16 protein-coding genes and 4 tRNA genes are annotated in these 13,036 nt (G+C 69.6%); 14 read left to right on the top strand and 6 right to left on the bottom strand.

The genetic code is table 11. The features are described 5' to 3' along the window. The first annotated feature begins 113 nt into the window (after positions 1 to 113). Both AB0E78_RS26465 and AB0E78_RS26470 read left to right on the top strand, forming a co-directional pair. Positions 114 to 195, top strand: a tRNA-Tyr gene (locus AB0E78_RS26465). Between the two features lie 77 nt (positions 196 to 272). Next, positions 273 to 530, top strand: a complete 258-nt coding sequence (locus tag AB0E78_RS26470) for a hypothetical protein (protein ID WP_361837751.1) — start codon at positions 273 to 275, stop codon at positions 528 to 530. 38 nt (positions 531 to 568) lie between these two features. On the opposite strand, the gene AB0E78_RS26475 is transcribed toward AB0E78_RS26470, so the two are convergent. The 3 genes from AB0E78_RS26475 to AB0E78_RS26485 all read right to left on the bottom strand — a co-directional run bounded on the left by AB0E78_RS26475 (position 569) and on the right by AB0E78_RS26485 (position 3,060). Continuing rightward, positions 569 to 946 (bottom strand): nuclear transport factor 2 family protein, encoded by a 378-nt coding sequence (locus AB0E78_RS26475; RefSeq protein ID WP_361837153.1) that lies wholly within the window; start codon positions 944 to 946, stop codon positions 569 to 571. 87 nt (positions 947 to 1,033) lie between these two features. Beyond that, positions 1,034 to 1,690: an SDR family oxidoreductase gene (locus tag AB0E78_RS26480; RefSeq protein WP_361837156.1), complete on the bottom strand. Its 657-nt coding sequence runs from the start codon at positions 1,688 to 1,690 to the stop codon at positions 1,034 to 1,036. 74 nt (positions 1,691 to 1,764) lie between these two features. Further along, positions 1,765 to 3,060, bottom strand: coding sequence for an amidohydrolase family protein (locus AB0E78_RS26485; RefSeq protein WP_361837158.1), 1,296 nt, complete (start codon positions 3,058 to 3,060; stop codon positions 1,765 to 1,767). A gap of 389 nt (positions 3,061 to 3,449) precedes the next feature. Here AB0E78_RS26485 and AB0E78_RS26490 point away from each other — a divergent pair. From AB0E78_RS26490 to AB0E78_RS26515, 6 genes are all read left to right on the top strand, one after another. Beyond that, positions 3,450 to 3,522: transfer RNA gene (locus tag AB0E78_RS26490), tRNA-Thr, on the top strand. 47 nt (positions 3,523 to 3,569) lie between these two features. After that, positions 3,570 to 3,642 (top strand) — tRNA-Met (locus AB0E78_RS26495). Between the two features lie 91 nt (positions 3,643 to 3,733). Further along, on the top strand, positions 3,734 to 3,898 hold the full coding sequence (gene rpmG, locus AB0E78_RS26500) for a 50S ribosomal protein L33 (protein WP_004571794.1): 165 nt from the start codon (positions 3,734 to 3,736) through the stop codon (positions 3,896 to 3,898). An 84-nt stretch (positions 3,899 to 3,982) separates the two neighbouring features. Then, entirely contained in the window at positions 3,983 to 4,447 is a 465-nt protein-coding gene (locus AB0E78_RS26505; protein ID WP_361837161.1) for a MaoC family dehydratase N-terminal domain-containing protein, read from the top strand. Positions 4,448 to 4,451: 4 nt separating this feature from the next. Beyond that, entirely contained in the window at positions 4,452 to 4,880 is a 429-nt protein-coding gene (locus AB0E78_RS26510; protein WP_361837163.1) for a MaoC family dehydratase, read from the top strand. Positions 4,881 to 5,080: 200 nt separating this feature from the next. Further along, positions 5,081 to 6,136: a UDP-N-acetylmuramate dehydrogenase gene (locus tag AB0E78_RS26515; RefSeq protein ID WP_361837166.1), complete on the top strand. Its 1,056-nt coding sequence runs from the start codon at positions 5,081 to 5,083 to the stop codon at positions 6,134 to 6,136. Between the two features lie 47 nt (positions 6,137 to 6,183). On the opposite strand, the gene AB0E78_RS26520 is transcribed toward AB0E78_RS26515, so the two are convergent. Continuing rightward, positions 6,184 to 6,816, bottom strand: coding sequence for an SDR family oxidoreductase (locus AB0E78_RS26520; RefSeq protein WP_361837168.1), 633 nt, complete (start codon positions 6,814 to 6,816; stop codon positions 6,184 to 6,186). Positions 6,817 to 6,903: 87 nt separating this feature from the next. Between AB0E78_RS26520 and AB0E78_RS26525 the strand changes: the two genes are divergently transcribed. Next, entirely contained in the window at positions 6,904 to 7,503 is a 600-nt protein-coding gene (locus AB0E78_RS26525) for a TetR/AcrR family transcriptional regulator (RefSeq protein ID WP_361837171.1), read from the top strand. On the opposite strand, the gene AB0E78_RS26530 is transcribed toward AB0E78_RS26525, so the two are convergent. Then, the gene (locus AB0E78_RS26530) at positions 7,493 to 8,512 is read right to left on the bottom strand and encodes an adenosine deaminase (RefSeq protein WP_361837173.1); all 1,020 of its coding nucleotides are present in this window, start codon (positions 8,510 to 8,512) and stop codon (positions 7,493 to 7,495) included. The genes AB0E78_RS26525 and AB0E78_RS26530 overlap by 11 nt on opposite strands. Before the next feature lie 129 nt (positions 8,513 to 8,641). Further along, the gene (locus AB0E78_RS26535; RefSeq protein ID WP_361837176.1) at positions 8,642 to 9,868 is read right to left on the bottom strand and encodes a pyridoxal phosphate-dependent aminotransferase; all 1,227 of its coding nucleotides are present in this window, start codon (positions 9,866 to 9,868) and stop codon (positions 8,642 to 8,644) included. Positions 9,869 to 10,049: 181 nt separating this feature from the next. Between AB0E78_RS26535 and AB0E78_RS26540 the strand changes: the two genes are divergently transcribed. From AB0E78_RS26540 to rplA, 5 genes are all read left to right on the top strand, one after another. After that, positions 10,050 to 10,122: transfer RNA gene (locus AB0E78_RS26540), tRNA-Trp, on the top strand. A 105-nt stretch (positions 10,123 to 10,227) separates the two neighbouring features. After that, a complete protein-coding gene (gene secE / locus AB0E78_RS26545; protein ID WP_361837179.1) occupies positions 10,228 to 10,515 on the top strand; it encodes a preprotein translocase subunit SecE in 288 nt (95 codons plus the stop codon). Positions 10,516 to 10,604: 89 nt separating this feature from the next. Continuing rightward, on the top strand, positions 10,605 to 11,555 hold the full coding sequence (nusG, locus tag AB0E78_RS26550) for a transcription termination/antitermination protein NusG (protein ID WP_361837181.1): 951 nt from the start codon (positions 10,605 to 10,607) through the stop codon (positions 11,553 to 11,555). Positions 11,556 to 11,730: 175 nt separating this feature from the next. Continuing rightward, positions 11,731 to 12,165 (top strand): 50S ribosomal protein L11, encoded by a 435-nt coding sequence (rplK, locus tag AB0E78_RS26555; protein WP_160506641.1) that lies wholly within the window; start codon positions 11,731 to 11,733, stop codon positions 12,163 to 12,165. A gap of 87 nt (positions 12,166 to 12,252) precedes the next feature. Continuing rightward, positions 12,253 to 12,975, top strand: a complete 723-nt coding sequence (gene rplA / locus AB0E78_RS26560) for a 50S ribosomal protein L1 (protein WP_361837188.1) — start codon at positions 12,253 to 12,255, stop codon at positions 12,973 to 12,975. Positions 12,976 to 13,036 lie beyond the last annotated feature (61 nt).

The raw sequence follows: 13,036 nt of genomic DNA on the forward strand, positions 1-13,036 counted from the left end.
CCCGCGCCGGGGGCCGATCAATCGGGTGGCGAAGCACCCCTGTCCATCAGGTATCGTTTACGTCGTTGCCACGGAGCGCCGCCCCAAAGCGGACGCATCCAGGCAGCAACCCAGGCGGTGTGCCCGAGCGGCCAAAGGGAGCAGACTGTAAATCTGCCGGCTCAGCCTTCCCAGGTTCGAATCCTGGCGCCGCCACACGAAGGAGACCCTCTCCGGTCTTGCGGAAACGCAAGTCGGAGGGGGTCTTTTCGTACGCTGAGGCCATGCCGTCCATGTCATCAGCGTCCTCAGCGTCCTCAGCGTCCTCAGTGTCATCAGGGTCCTCGCGCCGCAGGAACTGTCCCGAGTGCCGTCGGGAAATCGCGGTCGTCGGGGGGCGGTTCGCGCGCCACGATCCGCCGGGTCAGCGTGGCAGCGGCGACCTCGTCTCCTGTCCCGGCTCGCGCAGGCAGGCGATGCTCGGGGCCGCACAGCCCGCTCTGGACGGCTACACGGTCCCGGACTTCCCCGGCCAGCTTCCGCTCTTCTGAGGCGCTCTCAGGGCTGCTCAGGGCCTTGCGTCGGCCGGTTATGGGTGGCGGACGTCCATCCGGCTCACCAGGCCGTCGGCCCGGAACGTGTAGACGTGCTCGACCGTCGTCGGCGCCCAGTGGTCGCCGGTCTCGTCCCGCAGCCCGGGCCGCACGGTCGCCACGACCCGCCGCCCGTCGTCGTCGAGCCGCAGCCGCTCCAGGTGCACCAAGGGGTGCATCACCGCGAACTGCCGTGCCCAGTAGGCGCGGACCGCCGCGATGCCGCGAGCGCGGGTGTTGTCCAGGAGATTCGGCCAGTCCACGTCGGGTGCCAAGGAGCGGGGGATGAACGCATCGCGCTCTTCGGTACTGAAGACGGCGTACATCTGCCGCAAGAGGGCTTCGTGCGCGGCAGGCACATCGGAAGCAGGCATGGCGTTCCTCACGTAGGCGGCAGCTCCAGCCAAGCACCGCCCCACGCGCGGGACATCCCTCAGAAGACCGACTTCGCCGTACGGACGTCAGTTCCCCGCAACGGACTTGACCGCCACGGACACCGGCGTGGACCCGCTGACCAGCTCCAGCGTCAGGCCCGCCGTCGCCGACGAATCGACGAGCTCGGCGAGGACCGCGGCCACGTCGTCACGCGGGATCGGCCCGCGCCCGGTCGACGCCTCCAGGCGCACGAGACCGGTGCCCGCGTCGTCCGTCAGCATGCCGGGGCGCAGGATCGTCCAGTCCAGGGCCTTGCGGCCGCGTACGGAGGCGTCGGCCTCGCCCTTGGCGCGCAGATAGGCGTCGAAGATCTCGTCGCCCTGGTGCGCGGGATCCGCGCCCATCGACGACACGACTACGTAGCGCCGCACGCCCGCCCGCTCCGCCGCGTCCGCGAAGAGCACGGCGGCGTCGCGGTCCACGGTGTTCTTGCGGTCGGCGCCGCTGCCCGGTCCCGCGCCCGCCGCGAAGACGGCCGCGTCGGCGCCTTCCAGGAGACCGGCGACCTCGTCGACGGACGCCGACTCCAGGTCGCACAGCGCCGCCTCGGCGCCCGCGGCCCGCAGATCGCCTTCCTGCCCGCTTCTGCGGACGAGCCCGACGACCTCGTCACCCCGCGCGGCGAGCAACCGCTCGAGCCGCAGCGCGATCTGACCATGACCACCAGCGATGACAATGCGCATGTCTCCGACCGTACGACAGCCCCCGCAAGATCGCCCCGCGCACGCGGGGGCACGTCTGGTCGCGCCGCCCGCCCTCAGGAGGGTTCCGCGCCCTTCGTCCGACCCGGGCCGCTCCCCTTCGAGCGGCCCTGCCGCGGCAGGTCGAGCGCCACGGCGGCCGCCGAGTCGCAGTACTCCCGCACCGCGCTCGTCCGTGCCACCACGCGCCCCCGGTGCACCACGATGCGGCTGTACGCGAGCGAGAGCGCCCCCGCGAGATGATCACCGCGCACCGCGAGCAATTCGGCGGGGAAGCCCGCCTCCACCCGGACCTGGGGAAGCCCCATCGCGGCCCGCGCCCCCGAGCTGACCGTGCCGTACGCGTCCTCGGGGCGCAGCCCGCACCGCGAGGCCAGCAGATAGGCGGCCTCCAGCGGATCCCCGCGCCCCACGGGATTCGCCACGTCCCGCATGGCCCCGCTGCCCGCGGCGACCCGCACCCCGGCCGCCCGCAGCAGCCGCACCGGCGCCACCGCGCCCCGCCGCTCCACGCTTCCGCAGCCACCCTGCGGCAGGCACACCACCGTCACGCCGGCCGCCGCCAGCTGTTCCGCGGTGCGTGCGGCGATGTCCGACGGCAGCCGCCCGAGCCCGCCGCACGGCCCGATCGTTACCCCGGGCCGCAGCCCGCCCGCCATCGCCGCGAGCCGCCCGAGCCGCGCCGGATCACCGCCGTCCGTATGCAGGTCGACGGGGCAGCCGTGCTCGGCGGCGACCTCCAGCACGGTCTCCACGTACCCGGTCGGGTCGGGGTCCAGATCGGGGCAGCCGCCCACCACGGAGGCGCCCATCTTGACCGCGTCCCGCAGCATCGCGAGCCCGTCGGCACCGGCCACCCCGGTCAGCAGGCGCGGCACTGCCACGGTCGCCAGGTCGACCAGGCCGCGCAGCGAACGCCGTGCCTGCAGCACCGCCTCCATCGACGTGAGCCCCGGGACGTCGCCGATCCGCACATGCGAGCGCAGCGCCGTCGCGCCGTGTCCGAGCTGCAGCAGGGCGGCCTCGGTGGCCCTGCGCTGGACGTCGGCGACTTCGTACGAGACCGGGCCCTCCGCGTCCGCGGACAGTGCCGTGTCGCTGTGCGCGTGCGGTTCGGCCGTGGCCGGCAGCAGGAGGTAGCCGCCGAGGTCCACGCGCGTGGAGTGCGCGGTCAGGCTGCCCGCCGTGCCGACCGCTTCGATGCGCCCGGAGCCGAGCCGCACGTCCACGGTCCGGCCGTCGGTCAGCCGGGCGCCGCAGAGGAGCAGCGCGGAGGCGTCGGCGTCGTCACCTGAGGAGCCGGAAGAGCCGGATGACCCGGAGGAGTGGGGCTGCGGCTGGCTGTCGGGCATCGCGCTCCTGAGGTTCGGGGGCGGCTGCGGGGCATGGCGTCGTCCGGGATGGAGGCGACCGGGGCCGAGACGTCCAAGATCACGCAGGGTGGGTCGAGCCTAGGACGACGACCGGCCCTCTTCGAGGAGGAGCGGAATAGTCGTACCGGCGTGGTGTGAGCCTCAGAAGAAGCCTCGCCACGAAGCACTGGACCCGCGTGGCGGGAGACGCCCGGCCGGTGTCGCGGGAGACGTCCGGTCGGTGTCGCGGGAGGGGCCGAACCGGTGTGGCGCGAGGCGCCGAAGTGACGTCGTGAGGCGCCCGGGACGCCTGCCGAGATGCCCCCGGACAGCCCCGTCGAAACGGATTTGGGCGATCGGCGACCGAGCGTGTAATGTCTTCATCGCTCGCCCCAATAGCTCAGTCGGTAGAGCGTCTCCATGGTAAGGAGAAGGTCTGCGGTTCGATTCCGCATTGGGGCTCTGATGTTGGTTGATCCTCACCCTCGGGTGAGGTGATCCGGCATCGCAGCGGTGTAGCTCAGTCGGTAGAGCAAGCGGCTCATAATCGCTGTGTCACCGGTTCAAGTCCGGTCACCGCTACTGATTTGGTAGCCGATTGTGGGGTCGGACCTTCGATCGGCTACTATTTTTTTGCGTTCATCCGTCCATCCGTCCGTCAAGGAGCACTCACGTGGCTGCCACAGACGTCCGCCCGAAGATCACGCTGGCCTGCGTGGAGTGCAAGGAGCGGAACTACATCACCAAGAAGAACCGGCGTAACGACCCGGACCGTCTTGAGATGAAGAAGCACTGCCCGCGCTGCAACGCGCACACTGCGCACCGCGAAACGCGCTAGATACAGGCTCGTACACGAGGCCGTCCCCGATTTCTGGGGGCGGCCTCGCGTCGTTTACCCATACCTGCAGGAGGTACCGAGTCCATGGCGCTCGACCAGTCCTTCGTGGGGCGGTCCTACCCGCCCACCGATCCCTATGAGGTCGGCCGGGAGAAGATCCGTGAGTTCGCCGAGTCGGTGGGCGACGCCAACCCCGCGTACGCCGACACGGAGGCCGCCAAGGCGCTCGGTCACCCTGATGTGATCGCTCCGCCGACTTTTGTGTTCGCCATCTCGTTCAAGGCCGCGGGCAAGGTGATCGAGGACCCGCAGCTGGGGCTCGACTACAGCCGCGTCGTGCACGGCGACCAGAAGTTCGCGTACACCCGCCCGGTGCGTGCGGGGGACCGGCTCACGGTCACCTCGACCATCGACGGCATCAAGTCGCTGGCGGGCAACGACATCCTGGACATCCGCGGTGAGGTCCACGACGAGGCCGGCGAGCACGTCGTGACCGCCTGGACCAAGCTCGTCGCGCGTGCGGCGGAGCCCGCGGCAGAGGGAGCGTGACGCGATGACCGCCAAGATTTCGTACGACAGCGTCGAGGTCGGCACCGAGCTGACGGCCCAGAGCTTCCCTGTGACGCGTGCCACGCTCGTCCGCTACGCGGGCGCCTCCGGCGACTTCAACCCGATCCACTGGAACGAGAAGTTCGCGGTCGAGGTCGGCCTTCCCGACGTCATCGCGCACGGCATGTTCACCATGGCCGAGGCGATCCGTGTCGTGACGGACTGGGTGGGAGACCCCGCCGCAGTCGTCGAGTACGGGGTGCGCTTCACCAAGCCCGTCGTGGTCCCGAACGACGGCAAGGGCGCGCTGATCGAGGTCAGCGCCAAGGTCGCCCAGAAGCTCGACGACAACCGGGTCCGGGTGGACCTGGTGGCGATGAGCGCGGGCCAGAAGGTGCTGGGGATGTCCCGCGCCGTGGTCCAGCTCGCCTGACCGCTGAACCACCGCGCAAGCAGAACCACCGCGCAGGCAGAACATGCAGGTACACGCGCGTAAGAGGCGCCCGCAATAGCGGGCGCCTCTTACGCGTCCGCCCTCTTGCGGCGCACCGCGTCAGGCCGACGCCGTACCGGCCCCGCCCGCTCTCACCTCCTGTCCCCGGACTGTCGGGCCCGGACCGTACCCTTGAGCACGTGCAGGAACTCCACGATGCTCCCCTCGCCCCGCTGACCACCTTCCGGCTCGGCGGTCCCGCGGCCCGTCTGATCACCGCGACGACCGACGCCGAGGTGATCGACGCCGTCCGCGAAGCCGACGACTCCGGGACCCCGCTGCTGCTCATCGGCGGCGGCTCGAACCTGGTCATCGGAGACAAGGGCTTCGACGGCACCGCTCTGTGCATCGCCACGAAGGGCTTCGAACTCGACGGCACGAGCCTTGAGCTGGCGGCCGGTGAGGTGTGGACCGACGCCGTGGCCCGCGTCGTGGAGGCCGGTCTCGCGGGCATCGAGTGCCTCGCCGGGATCCCGGGCTCCGCGGGCGCGACGCCGATCCAGAACGTGGGGGCGTACGGCCAGGAGGTCTCGTCGACCATCACCGAAGTGATCGCGTACGACCGGAAGACGCACGAGACGGTCACCGTCACGAACGCCGAGTGCGACTTCTCGTACCGTCACAGCCGTTTCAAGGCCGAACCCGACCGCTTCGTGGTCCTGCGTGTCCGCTTCGCGCTGGAGGACGCCCAGGGGATGAGCGCCCCCCTCAAGTACCCGGAGACGGCCCGCACGCTCGGCGTCGAGGCCGGTGACCGGGTTCCCGCGGCCGTCGCCCGCGAGACCGTCCTGAAGCTGCGCGCCGGCAAGGGCATGGTGCTCGACCCCGAGGACCACGACAGCTGGTCGGCCGGCTCCTTCTTCACCAACCCGATCCTCACCGAGGAGGAGTTCACCGCCTTCCACGCGCGCGTGGTGGACCGTCTCGGTGCGGACGTGGCGCCCCCCGCCTTCCCGGCGGAGGACGGCCGCGTGAAGACCTCCGCCGCCTGGCTCATCGACAAGGCGGGCTTCACCAAGGGCTACGGAGAGGGCCCGGCCCGCATCTCCACCAAGCACACGCTCGCCCTGACCAACCGCGGCGGCGCGACCACGGAGGACCTGCTGGCCCTCGCCCGCGAGGTCGTCGCCGGAGTACGGGACGCCTTCGGGGTCACGCTGGTCAACGAGCCGGTGACGGTGGGCGTCAGCCTCTGAGCGGCCCCTGGGCCTCTGCGCCCCTGAGCCCCTGGTGGGCCGGGCCGCTAGTAGGCGACGCCCACGCCCTGCTTCACCGTCGACGCGTCCTCGACCGCCGCCAGCATCGCGTGCGCCACGTCGGCCCTGCCGATGAACCGCCCGCTGACCGGTGTGCCCCCGACCACCTTGCGGTAGCCGCCCGTCACCGGCTTGTCCTGGAGCCTCGGCGGACGCACGGACGTCCAGTCCGTCGCGCTGCTCGCCAGCTCCGCCTCCATGGCCCGCAGATCGTCGTACACGGGCTTAAGGATCTTGCTGACCAGGGACCCCATGATCCGGTCGATCACCGGCTCGCGCTCGGCCGGAGGTCCGACCGGCGCCGCGCTCACCACAACCAGCCTGCGCACCCCCTCGGCCTCCATGGCGTGCACCACGGACCGCGTGAGCGTGGCCGTGATCCCCGCGTCCGCCTTCTTGCGCGCCCCAAGACCCGAGAGGACCGCGTCCCGCCCGGCCACCGCCGCCCGCAGGGACTCCGGGTCGCTCAGGTCGGCCCGGAACACTTCGAGGTCCTCTCCCGTCACGCTCAGCCGTGCTGGATCACGTACGACGGCCGTGACCTCGTGACCCGCGGCGAGCGCCTGCCGAACGATCTGCCCGCCGACGCCTCCGGTCGCACCGAACACCGTGAGCTTCATCGCACACCCTCCCAAGGTGGGTAAGTATTCACTCACCCCTAGAGTGAGTATCCACTCACCCATTCGTCAAGGTTGGTTGGACGGCACATGCAGCAGAAGCCCACCCGGGCCCGCATCCTCGACGCGGCGCACGACCTCATGCTCACCATCGGTCTCGCTCGTGCCACCACCAAGGAGATCGCCAAGGCGGCGGGCTGCTCCGAAGCCGCGCTCTACAAGCACTTCGCGAGCAAGGAGGAGCTGTTCGTGGCCGTCCTCCAGGAGCGGTTGCCCCGCCTCGGCCCGCTCCTGCGCCGCCTCGCCGAGGACCCGGGGGAGCGCCCCGTGGAGGAGAACCTCGCCGAGATCGCCCGCCTGGCCAGCCACTTCTACGCCCAGAGCTTCCCGATCGCCGCGTCCCTCTACGCCGAGCCCAAGCTCATGCGCCGTCACGCGGACTCCATGCAGGAGATGGGCACGGGCCCGCACATGCCCATCGAGGCCCTCGACGCCTACCTGCGCGCCGAACGCGACGCAGGCCGCATCGACCCCGGAGCCGACACGTTCGCGGCCGCCTCGCTCCTGCTGGGCGCCTGTGCCCAGCGTGCCTTCGCCTACGACTCGATGATCGGCAAGCAACCCCCGCAGCCCGTCGACGAGTTCGCCGCGGCCCTCGCCCGCACCCTCCTCGCGGGCATCAGCCGCTGAGCCACTCCTCGATCCCCGCCAGGAGCTTCTCCCGTACGTCGACGGGGGCGGCCGAGCCCCGCACCGACTGCCGGGCGAGCTCCGCCAGGTCGCTGTCGTCGAAGGCGTGGTGCTTGCGCACGATCTCGTACTGCGCGGCCAGCCGTGACCCGAAGAGCAGCGGATCGTCGGCCCCGAGAGCCATCGGCACCCCGGCGTCGAACAAGGTGCGCAGCGGTACGTCCTCGGGCTTCTCGTAGACACCCAGCGCCACGTTCGACGCCGGGCACACCTCGCAGGTCACGCCCCGCTCGGCCAGCCGCTTCAGGAGCCGCGGGTCCTCGGCCGCCCGCACCCCGTGCCCGATCCGCCCCGCGTGCAGGTCGTCCAGGCAGTCCCGCACCGAGGCGGGCCCGCTGAGCTCACCGCCGTGCGGGGCGGCGAGCAGGCCGCCGTCCCGAGCGATCGCGAAGGCGCGGTCGAAGTCCCGCGCCATGCCCCGGCGTTCGTCATTGGAGAGCCCGAAGCCGACGACGCCGCGATCGGCGTACCGCACCGCGAGCCGGGCCAGCGTGCGGGCGTCCAGAGGGTGCTTCATGCGGTTCGCGGCGACGAGCACGCGCATTCCGAGGCCGGTGTCCCGCGAGGCGCTCTCGACGGCGTCCAGGATGATTTCCAGGGCCGGGATGAGCCCACCGAGCCTCGGCGCGTACGACGTCGGGTCGACCTGGATCTCCAGCCACCCCGACCCGTCCCGTATGTCCTCCTCGGCTGCCTCCCGCACCAGCCGCTGGATGTCCTCGGGCTCCCGCAGGCAGGACCGCGCCATGTCGTAGAGCCGCTGGAAGCGGAACCACCCGCGTTCATCGGTCGCCCGGAGCTGCGGAGGCTCACCCCCGGTCAGCGCCGGGGGCAGCCGCACCCCGTACTTGTCGGCGAGTTCCAGCAGGGTCGTGGGCCGCATCGACCCGGTGAAGTGCAGATGCAGGTGAGCCTTGGGCAGCTCTCTTACGTCACGTACACGCTCCATTCAAGGATCTTGCCGTACGTACGGGGCGTCCCGGAAGCCACTTTCCCCCTTCGAGGTCTCCCCCGAACGAAGAAACGGGCCGTCTCCCGGAGAGGGGAGACGGCCCGGAGAGCGGGAAGGCCGGAGAAATCAGTCGCGGGCCTCGGCCAGGAGCTTCTGGACCCGCGAGACGCCCTCGACGAGGTCCTCGTCACCCAGGGCGTACGAAAGGCGCAGGTAACCCGGCGTCCCGAAGGCCTCGCCAGGAACGACCGCGACCTCGGCCTCCTCCAGGATCAGCGCGGCGAGCTCCACGGAGTTCTGCGGGCGCTTGCCGCGGATCTCCTTGCCGATGAGGCCCTTCACGGAGGGGTACGCGTAGAAGGCGCCCTCCGGCTCGGGGCAGAAGACGCCCTCGATGTCGTTCAGCATCCGCACCATGGTCTTGCGGCGCCGGTCGAAGGCCTCGCGCATCTTCTCGACGGCGGTCAGATCGCCGGAGACCGCCGCGATGGCCGCCACCTGCGCGACATTGGAGACGTTCGACGTGGCGTGCGACTGGAGGTTCGTCGCGGCCTTCACGACATCCTTCGGGCCGACGATCCAGCCCACGCGCCAGCCGGTCATCGCGTACGTCTTGGCCACGCCGTTGACCACGATGCACTTGTCGCGCAGCTCGGGCAGGATCGCGGGGAGCGAGGTGAACTTCGCGTCTCCGTAGACGAGGTGTTCGTAGATCTCGTCTGTCATGACCCACAGGCCGTGCTCGACGGCCCAGCGGCCGATCGCCTCGGCGTCGGCCTCGCTGTAGACGGCGCCCGTCGGGTTGGACGGCGACACGAAGAGGACGACCTTGGTGCGCTCGGTGCGCGCGGCCTCCAGCTGCTCCACGGAGACGCGGTAGCCGGTGGTCTCGTCGGCCACGACGTCGACCGGTACGCCGCCCGCGAGACGGATCGACTCCGGGTACGTCGTCCAGTAGGGAGCCGGGACGATGACCTCGTCGCCCGGGTCGAGGATCGCGGCGAAGGCCTCGTAGATCGCCTGCTTGCCGCCGTTCGTCACCAGGACCTGCGAGGCGTCGACCTCGTAGCCGGAGTCGCGCAGTGTCTTCGCGGCGATCGCGGCCTTGAGCTCGGGAAGTCCGCCGGCCGGGGTGTAGCGGTGGTACTTCGGGTTCTTGCAGGCCTCGACGGCGGCTTCGACGACGTAGTCGGGCGTCGGGAAGTCGGGCTCACCCGCGCCGAAACCGATCACCGGCCGACCCGCGGCCTTGAGGGCCTTCGCCTTGGCGTCGACGGCGAGGGTCGCGGACTCGGAGATCGCGCCGACGCGGGCGGAAACCCTGCGCTCGGTGGGAGAAGTGGAAGCGCTCATTGCCCCATCGTTCCAGACCCGAAACACCCCCGGCACAGGGGTTTACACGACCGCCGGAACTGATTCTGTTCGACGGAGGGCCGCAGAGCACGTACACTCACTGCTCGTTGGCCCTCACCGGCCGCACCTTCTCCTCGCACTCTGTGCACTCGGGCGGATGCGGTAGGTTGGGGGAAATCAAAGGGTCGTAGCTCAATTGGTAGAGCACTGGTCTCCAAAACCAGCGGTTGGGGGTTCAAGTCCCTCCGGCCCTGCTACACACTCCTCTCGGATGTGTGCGCATGTACGTACTGCATTGCACCGCCGTGCGGCTCATACCGGGCGCGGCACGGCCACGACCCGGAATCAGGTGAGGACGAGTGACGGACGCCGTGGGCTCCATCGACATGCCTGATGCCCAGGACGAGGCGCCGGAGTCCAAGAAGAAGGCCCGCAAGGGCGGCAAGCGCGGCAAGAAGGGCCCCTTCGGCCGTCTCGCGCTCTTCTACCGCCAGATCGTCGCGGAACTCCGCAAGGTCGTCTGGCCGACTCGCAATCAGCTCACGACGTACACCACCGTGGTGATTGTCTTCGTCGTCATCATGATCGGTCTTGTGACCGTGATTGACTATGGGCTCAACCAGGCCGTCAAGTACGTCTTCGGCTGAGCCGATGGCTGAGCCGAGAGCGAAGGGCGCCGTACCCGGCGCCCGTTTCGCGCGTTCCACCCCTCTGTATCCAGGAAGAAGCAGCCACCGTGTCTGACCCGAACCTGAACGACGCCGTTGAGCCGCGCATGGATTCCGAGGAGTCCGTGGAGGACCAGCTCGACATCGTCGAGGCGGCGGACGCCGAGGACCCGGACCAGGCCGAGGCTGCTGACGCCGCCGCGGGCGTACCCGCCGAGGAGTCGGCGCTGCACGTCGAGACCGACACCGAGTCTGCCGAGGCCGATGACGCCGAGGCCGGTGACGAAGCCGCTGCCGAGTCCGACGAGGACGCCGAGGCCGCCGACGCCGTCGCCGATGACGAGTCCGAAGAAGGCACCGAGGCCGCCGAGTCCGCAGAGGACGAGGAGGAGGCCGAGCCGGTCGACCCGATCGTGGCCCTGCGCGAAGAGCTCCGCACCCTTCCCGGCGAGTGGTACGTCATCCACACGTACGCCGGTTACGAGAACCGCGTGAAGACCAACCTCGAGCAGCGTGCCGTCTCGCTGAACGTCGAGGACTTCATCTTCCAGGCCGAGGTGCCGCAGGAAGAGGTCGCGCAGATCAAGAACGGCGAGCGCAAGACGATCCGTCAGAACAAGCTCCCCGGATACGTCCTGGTGCGCATGGACCTGACGAACGAGTCCTGGGGCGTCGTCCGCAACACCCCCGGCGTCACCGGCTTCGTGGGCAACGCCTACGACCCGTACCCGCTGACCCTGGACGAGATCGTCAAGATGCTCGCTCCCGAGGCCGAGGAGAAGGCAGCCCGCGAGGCCGCCGAGGCCGAGGGCAAGCCGGCTCCGTCCCGCAAGCTCGAGGTCCAGGTGCTGGACTTCGAGGTCGGCGACTCGGTCACCGTCACCGACGGCCCGTTCGCGACGCTGCAGGCGACGATCAACGAGATCAACGCCGACTCGAAGAAGGTCAAGGGTCTCGTCGAGATCTTCGGCCGCGAGACCCCGGTCGAGCTCAGCTTCGACCAGATCCAGAAGAACTAGCCCTCGCGGCCTCCTCTGGAACATACGCCTCCGACCAGGTCAGACGGGCTCTCAAAGCCTGTCTGACCTGCTCGGTTTTTGGCCGCGCGACTATACCCGTTATCGTGGTGCGGTATGCCTCCATCCGGATGACTGGATGGTGGCTGGAAACTCTCACTAGGACCCGGAGAGAGCAATGCCTCCCAAGAAGAAGAAGGTCACGGGGCTTATCAAGCTCCAGATCCAGGCCGGCGCAGCCAACCCGGCCCCGCCGGTCGGCCCCGCGCTGGGCCAGCACGGCGTCAACATCATGGAGTTCTGCAAGGCCTACAACGCCGCGACCGAGTCGCAGCGTGGCTGGGTCATCCCGGTGGAGATCACGGTCTACGAAGACCGCTCCTTCACCTTCGTGACCAAGACTCCGCCGGCCGCCAAGATGATCCTCAAGGCCGCGGGTGTCGAGAAGGGCTCCGGCGAGCCGCACAAGACCAAGGTCGCCAAGATCACCGAGGCGCAGGTCCGCGAGATCGCCACCACCAAGATGGAAGACCTCAACGCCAACGACCTGGACGCCGCGTCGAAGATCATCGCCGGCACCGCCCGTTCCATGGGCATCACGGTCGAGGGCTGAGAGCTTTCCCCGTCTGACCTTTCTCAGTGGTAGGACCAAGCGCTGGTCCGCACCACGACTCCACACCTGAAACCCACAGGAGCAGAAGTGAAGCGCAGCAAGACTCTCCGCGCTGCGGACGCCAAGATCGACCGGGACAAGCTCTACGCCCCGCTCGAGGCCGTCCGTCTCGCCAAGGAGACCTCCGCGACCAAGTTCGACGGCACCGTCGAGGTCGCCTTCCGCCTGGGTGTCGACCCGCGCAAGGCCGACCAGATGGTCCGTGGCACCGTGAACCTCCCGCACGGCACCGGCAAGACCGCCCGGGTCCTGGTCTTCGCGACCGGTGACCGTGCTGCGGCCGCGGAAGCCGCTGGGGCCGACATCGTCGGCGCCGACGAGCTCATCGACGAGGTCGCCAAGGGCCGCCTGGACTTCGACGCCGTCGTCGCCACCCCGGACCTCATGGGCAAGGTCGGCCGCCTCGGCCGCGTGCTCGGTCCGCGTGGTCTGATGCCGAACCCGAAGACCGGCACCGTGACCCCCGACGTCGTGAAGGCTGTCAACGACATCAAGGGCGGCAAGATCGAGTTCCGCGTCGACAAGCACTCGAACCTGCACTTCATCATCGGCAAGGTCTCCTTCGACGAGACCAAGCTGGTGGAGAACTACGCCGCGGCCCTGGAGGAGATCCTCCGTCTGAAGCCGTCGGCCGCCAAGGGTCGCTACATCAAGAAGGCCGCCATCGCCACCACGATGGGCCCCGGCATTCCGCTGGACAGCAACCGCACCCGCAACCTCCTCACCGAGGAGGACCCGGCCGCCGTCTGAATCTGACGGCAGTCGCGTCGCGTACGCGTTTCTGACGACGGGCCCCGCAACCTTTCGAGGT

The organism is Streptomyces sp. NPDC032198 (genome assembly GCF_040636975.1).
In the GTDB taxonomy this organism is placed as follows: domain Bacteria; phylum Actinomycetota; class Actinomycetes; order Streptomycetales; family Streptomycetaceae; genus Streptomyces.

Excerpts from the sequence above, each read along its gene's own strand:
- AB0E78_RS26505 (WP_361837161.1), top strand. The coding sequence starts at position 3,983 with ATGGCGCTCGACCAGTCCTTCGTGGGGCGGTCCTACCCGCCCACCGAT.
- AB0E78_RS26485 (WP_361837158.1), bottom strand. The coding sequence starts at position 3,060 with ATGCCCGACAGCCAGCCGCAGCCCCACTCCTCCGGGTCATCCGGCTCT.
- AB0E78_RS26520 (WP_361837168.1), bottom strand. The coding sequence starts at position 6,816 with ATGAAGCTCACGGTGTTCGGTGCGACCGGAGGCGTCGGCGGGCAGATC.
- AB0E78_RS26510 (WP_361837163.1), top strand. The coding sequence starts at position 4,452 with ATGACCGCCAAGATTTCGTACGACAGCGTCGAGGTCGGCACCGAGCTG.
- AB0E78_RS26470 (WP_361837751.1), top strand. The coding sequence starts at position 273 with ATGTCATCAGCGTCCTCAGCGTCCTCAGCGTCCTCAGTGTCATCAGGG.
- AB0E78_RS26475 (WP_361837153.1), bottom strand. The coding sequence starts at position 946 with ATGCCTGCTTCCGATGTGCCTGCCGCGCACGAAGCCCTCTTGCGGCAG.
- AB0E78_RS26535 (WP_361837176.1), bottom strand. The coding sequence starts at position 9,868 with ATGAGCGCTTCCACTTCTCCCACCGAGCGCAGGGTTTCCGCCCGCGTC.
- AB0E78_RS26530 (WP_361837173.1), bottom strand. The coding sequence starts at position 8,512 with ATGGAGCGTGTACGTGACGTAAGAGAGCTGCCCAAGGCTCACCTGCAT.
- AB0E78_RS26525 (WP_361837171.1), top strand. The coding sequence starts at position 6,904 with ATGCAGCAGAAGCCCACCCGGGCCCGCATCCTCGACGCGGCGCACGAC.
- rplK (WP_160506641.1), top strand. The coding sequence starts at position 11,731 with ATGCCTCCCAAGAAGAAGAAGGTCACGGGGCTTATCAAGCTCCAGATC.
- AB0E78_RS26480 (WP_361837156.1), bottom strand. The coding sequence starts at position 1,690 with ATGCGCATTGTCATCGCTGGTGGTCATGGTCAGATCGCGCTGCGGCTC.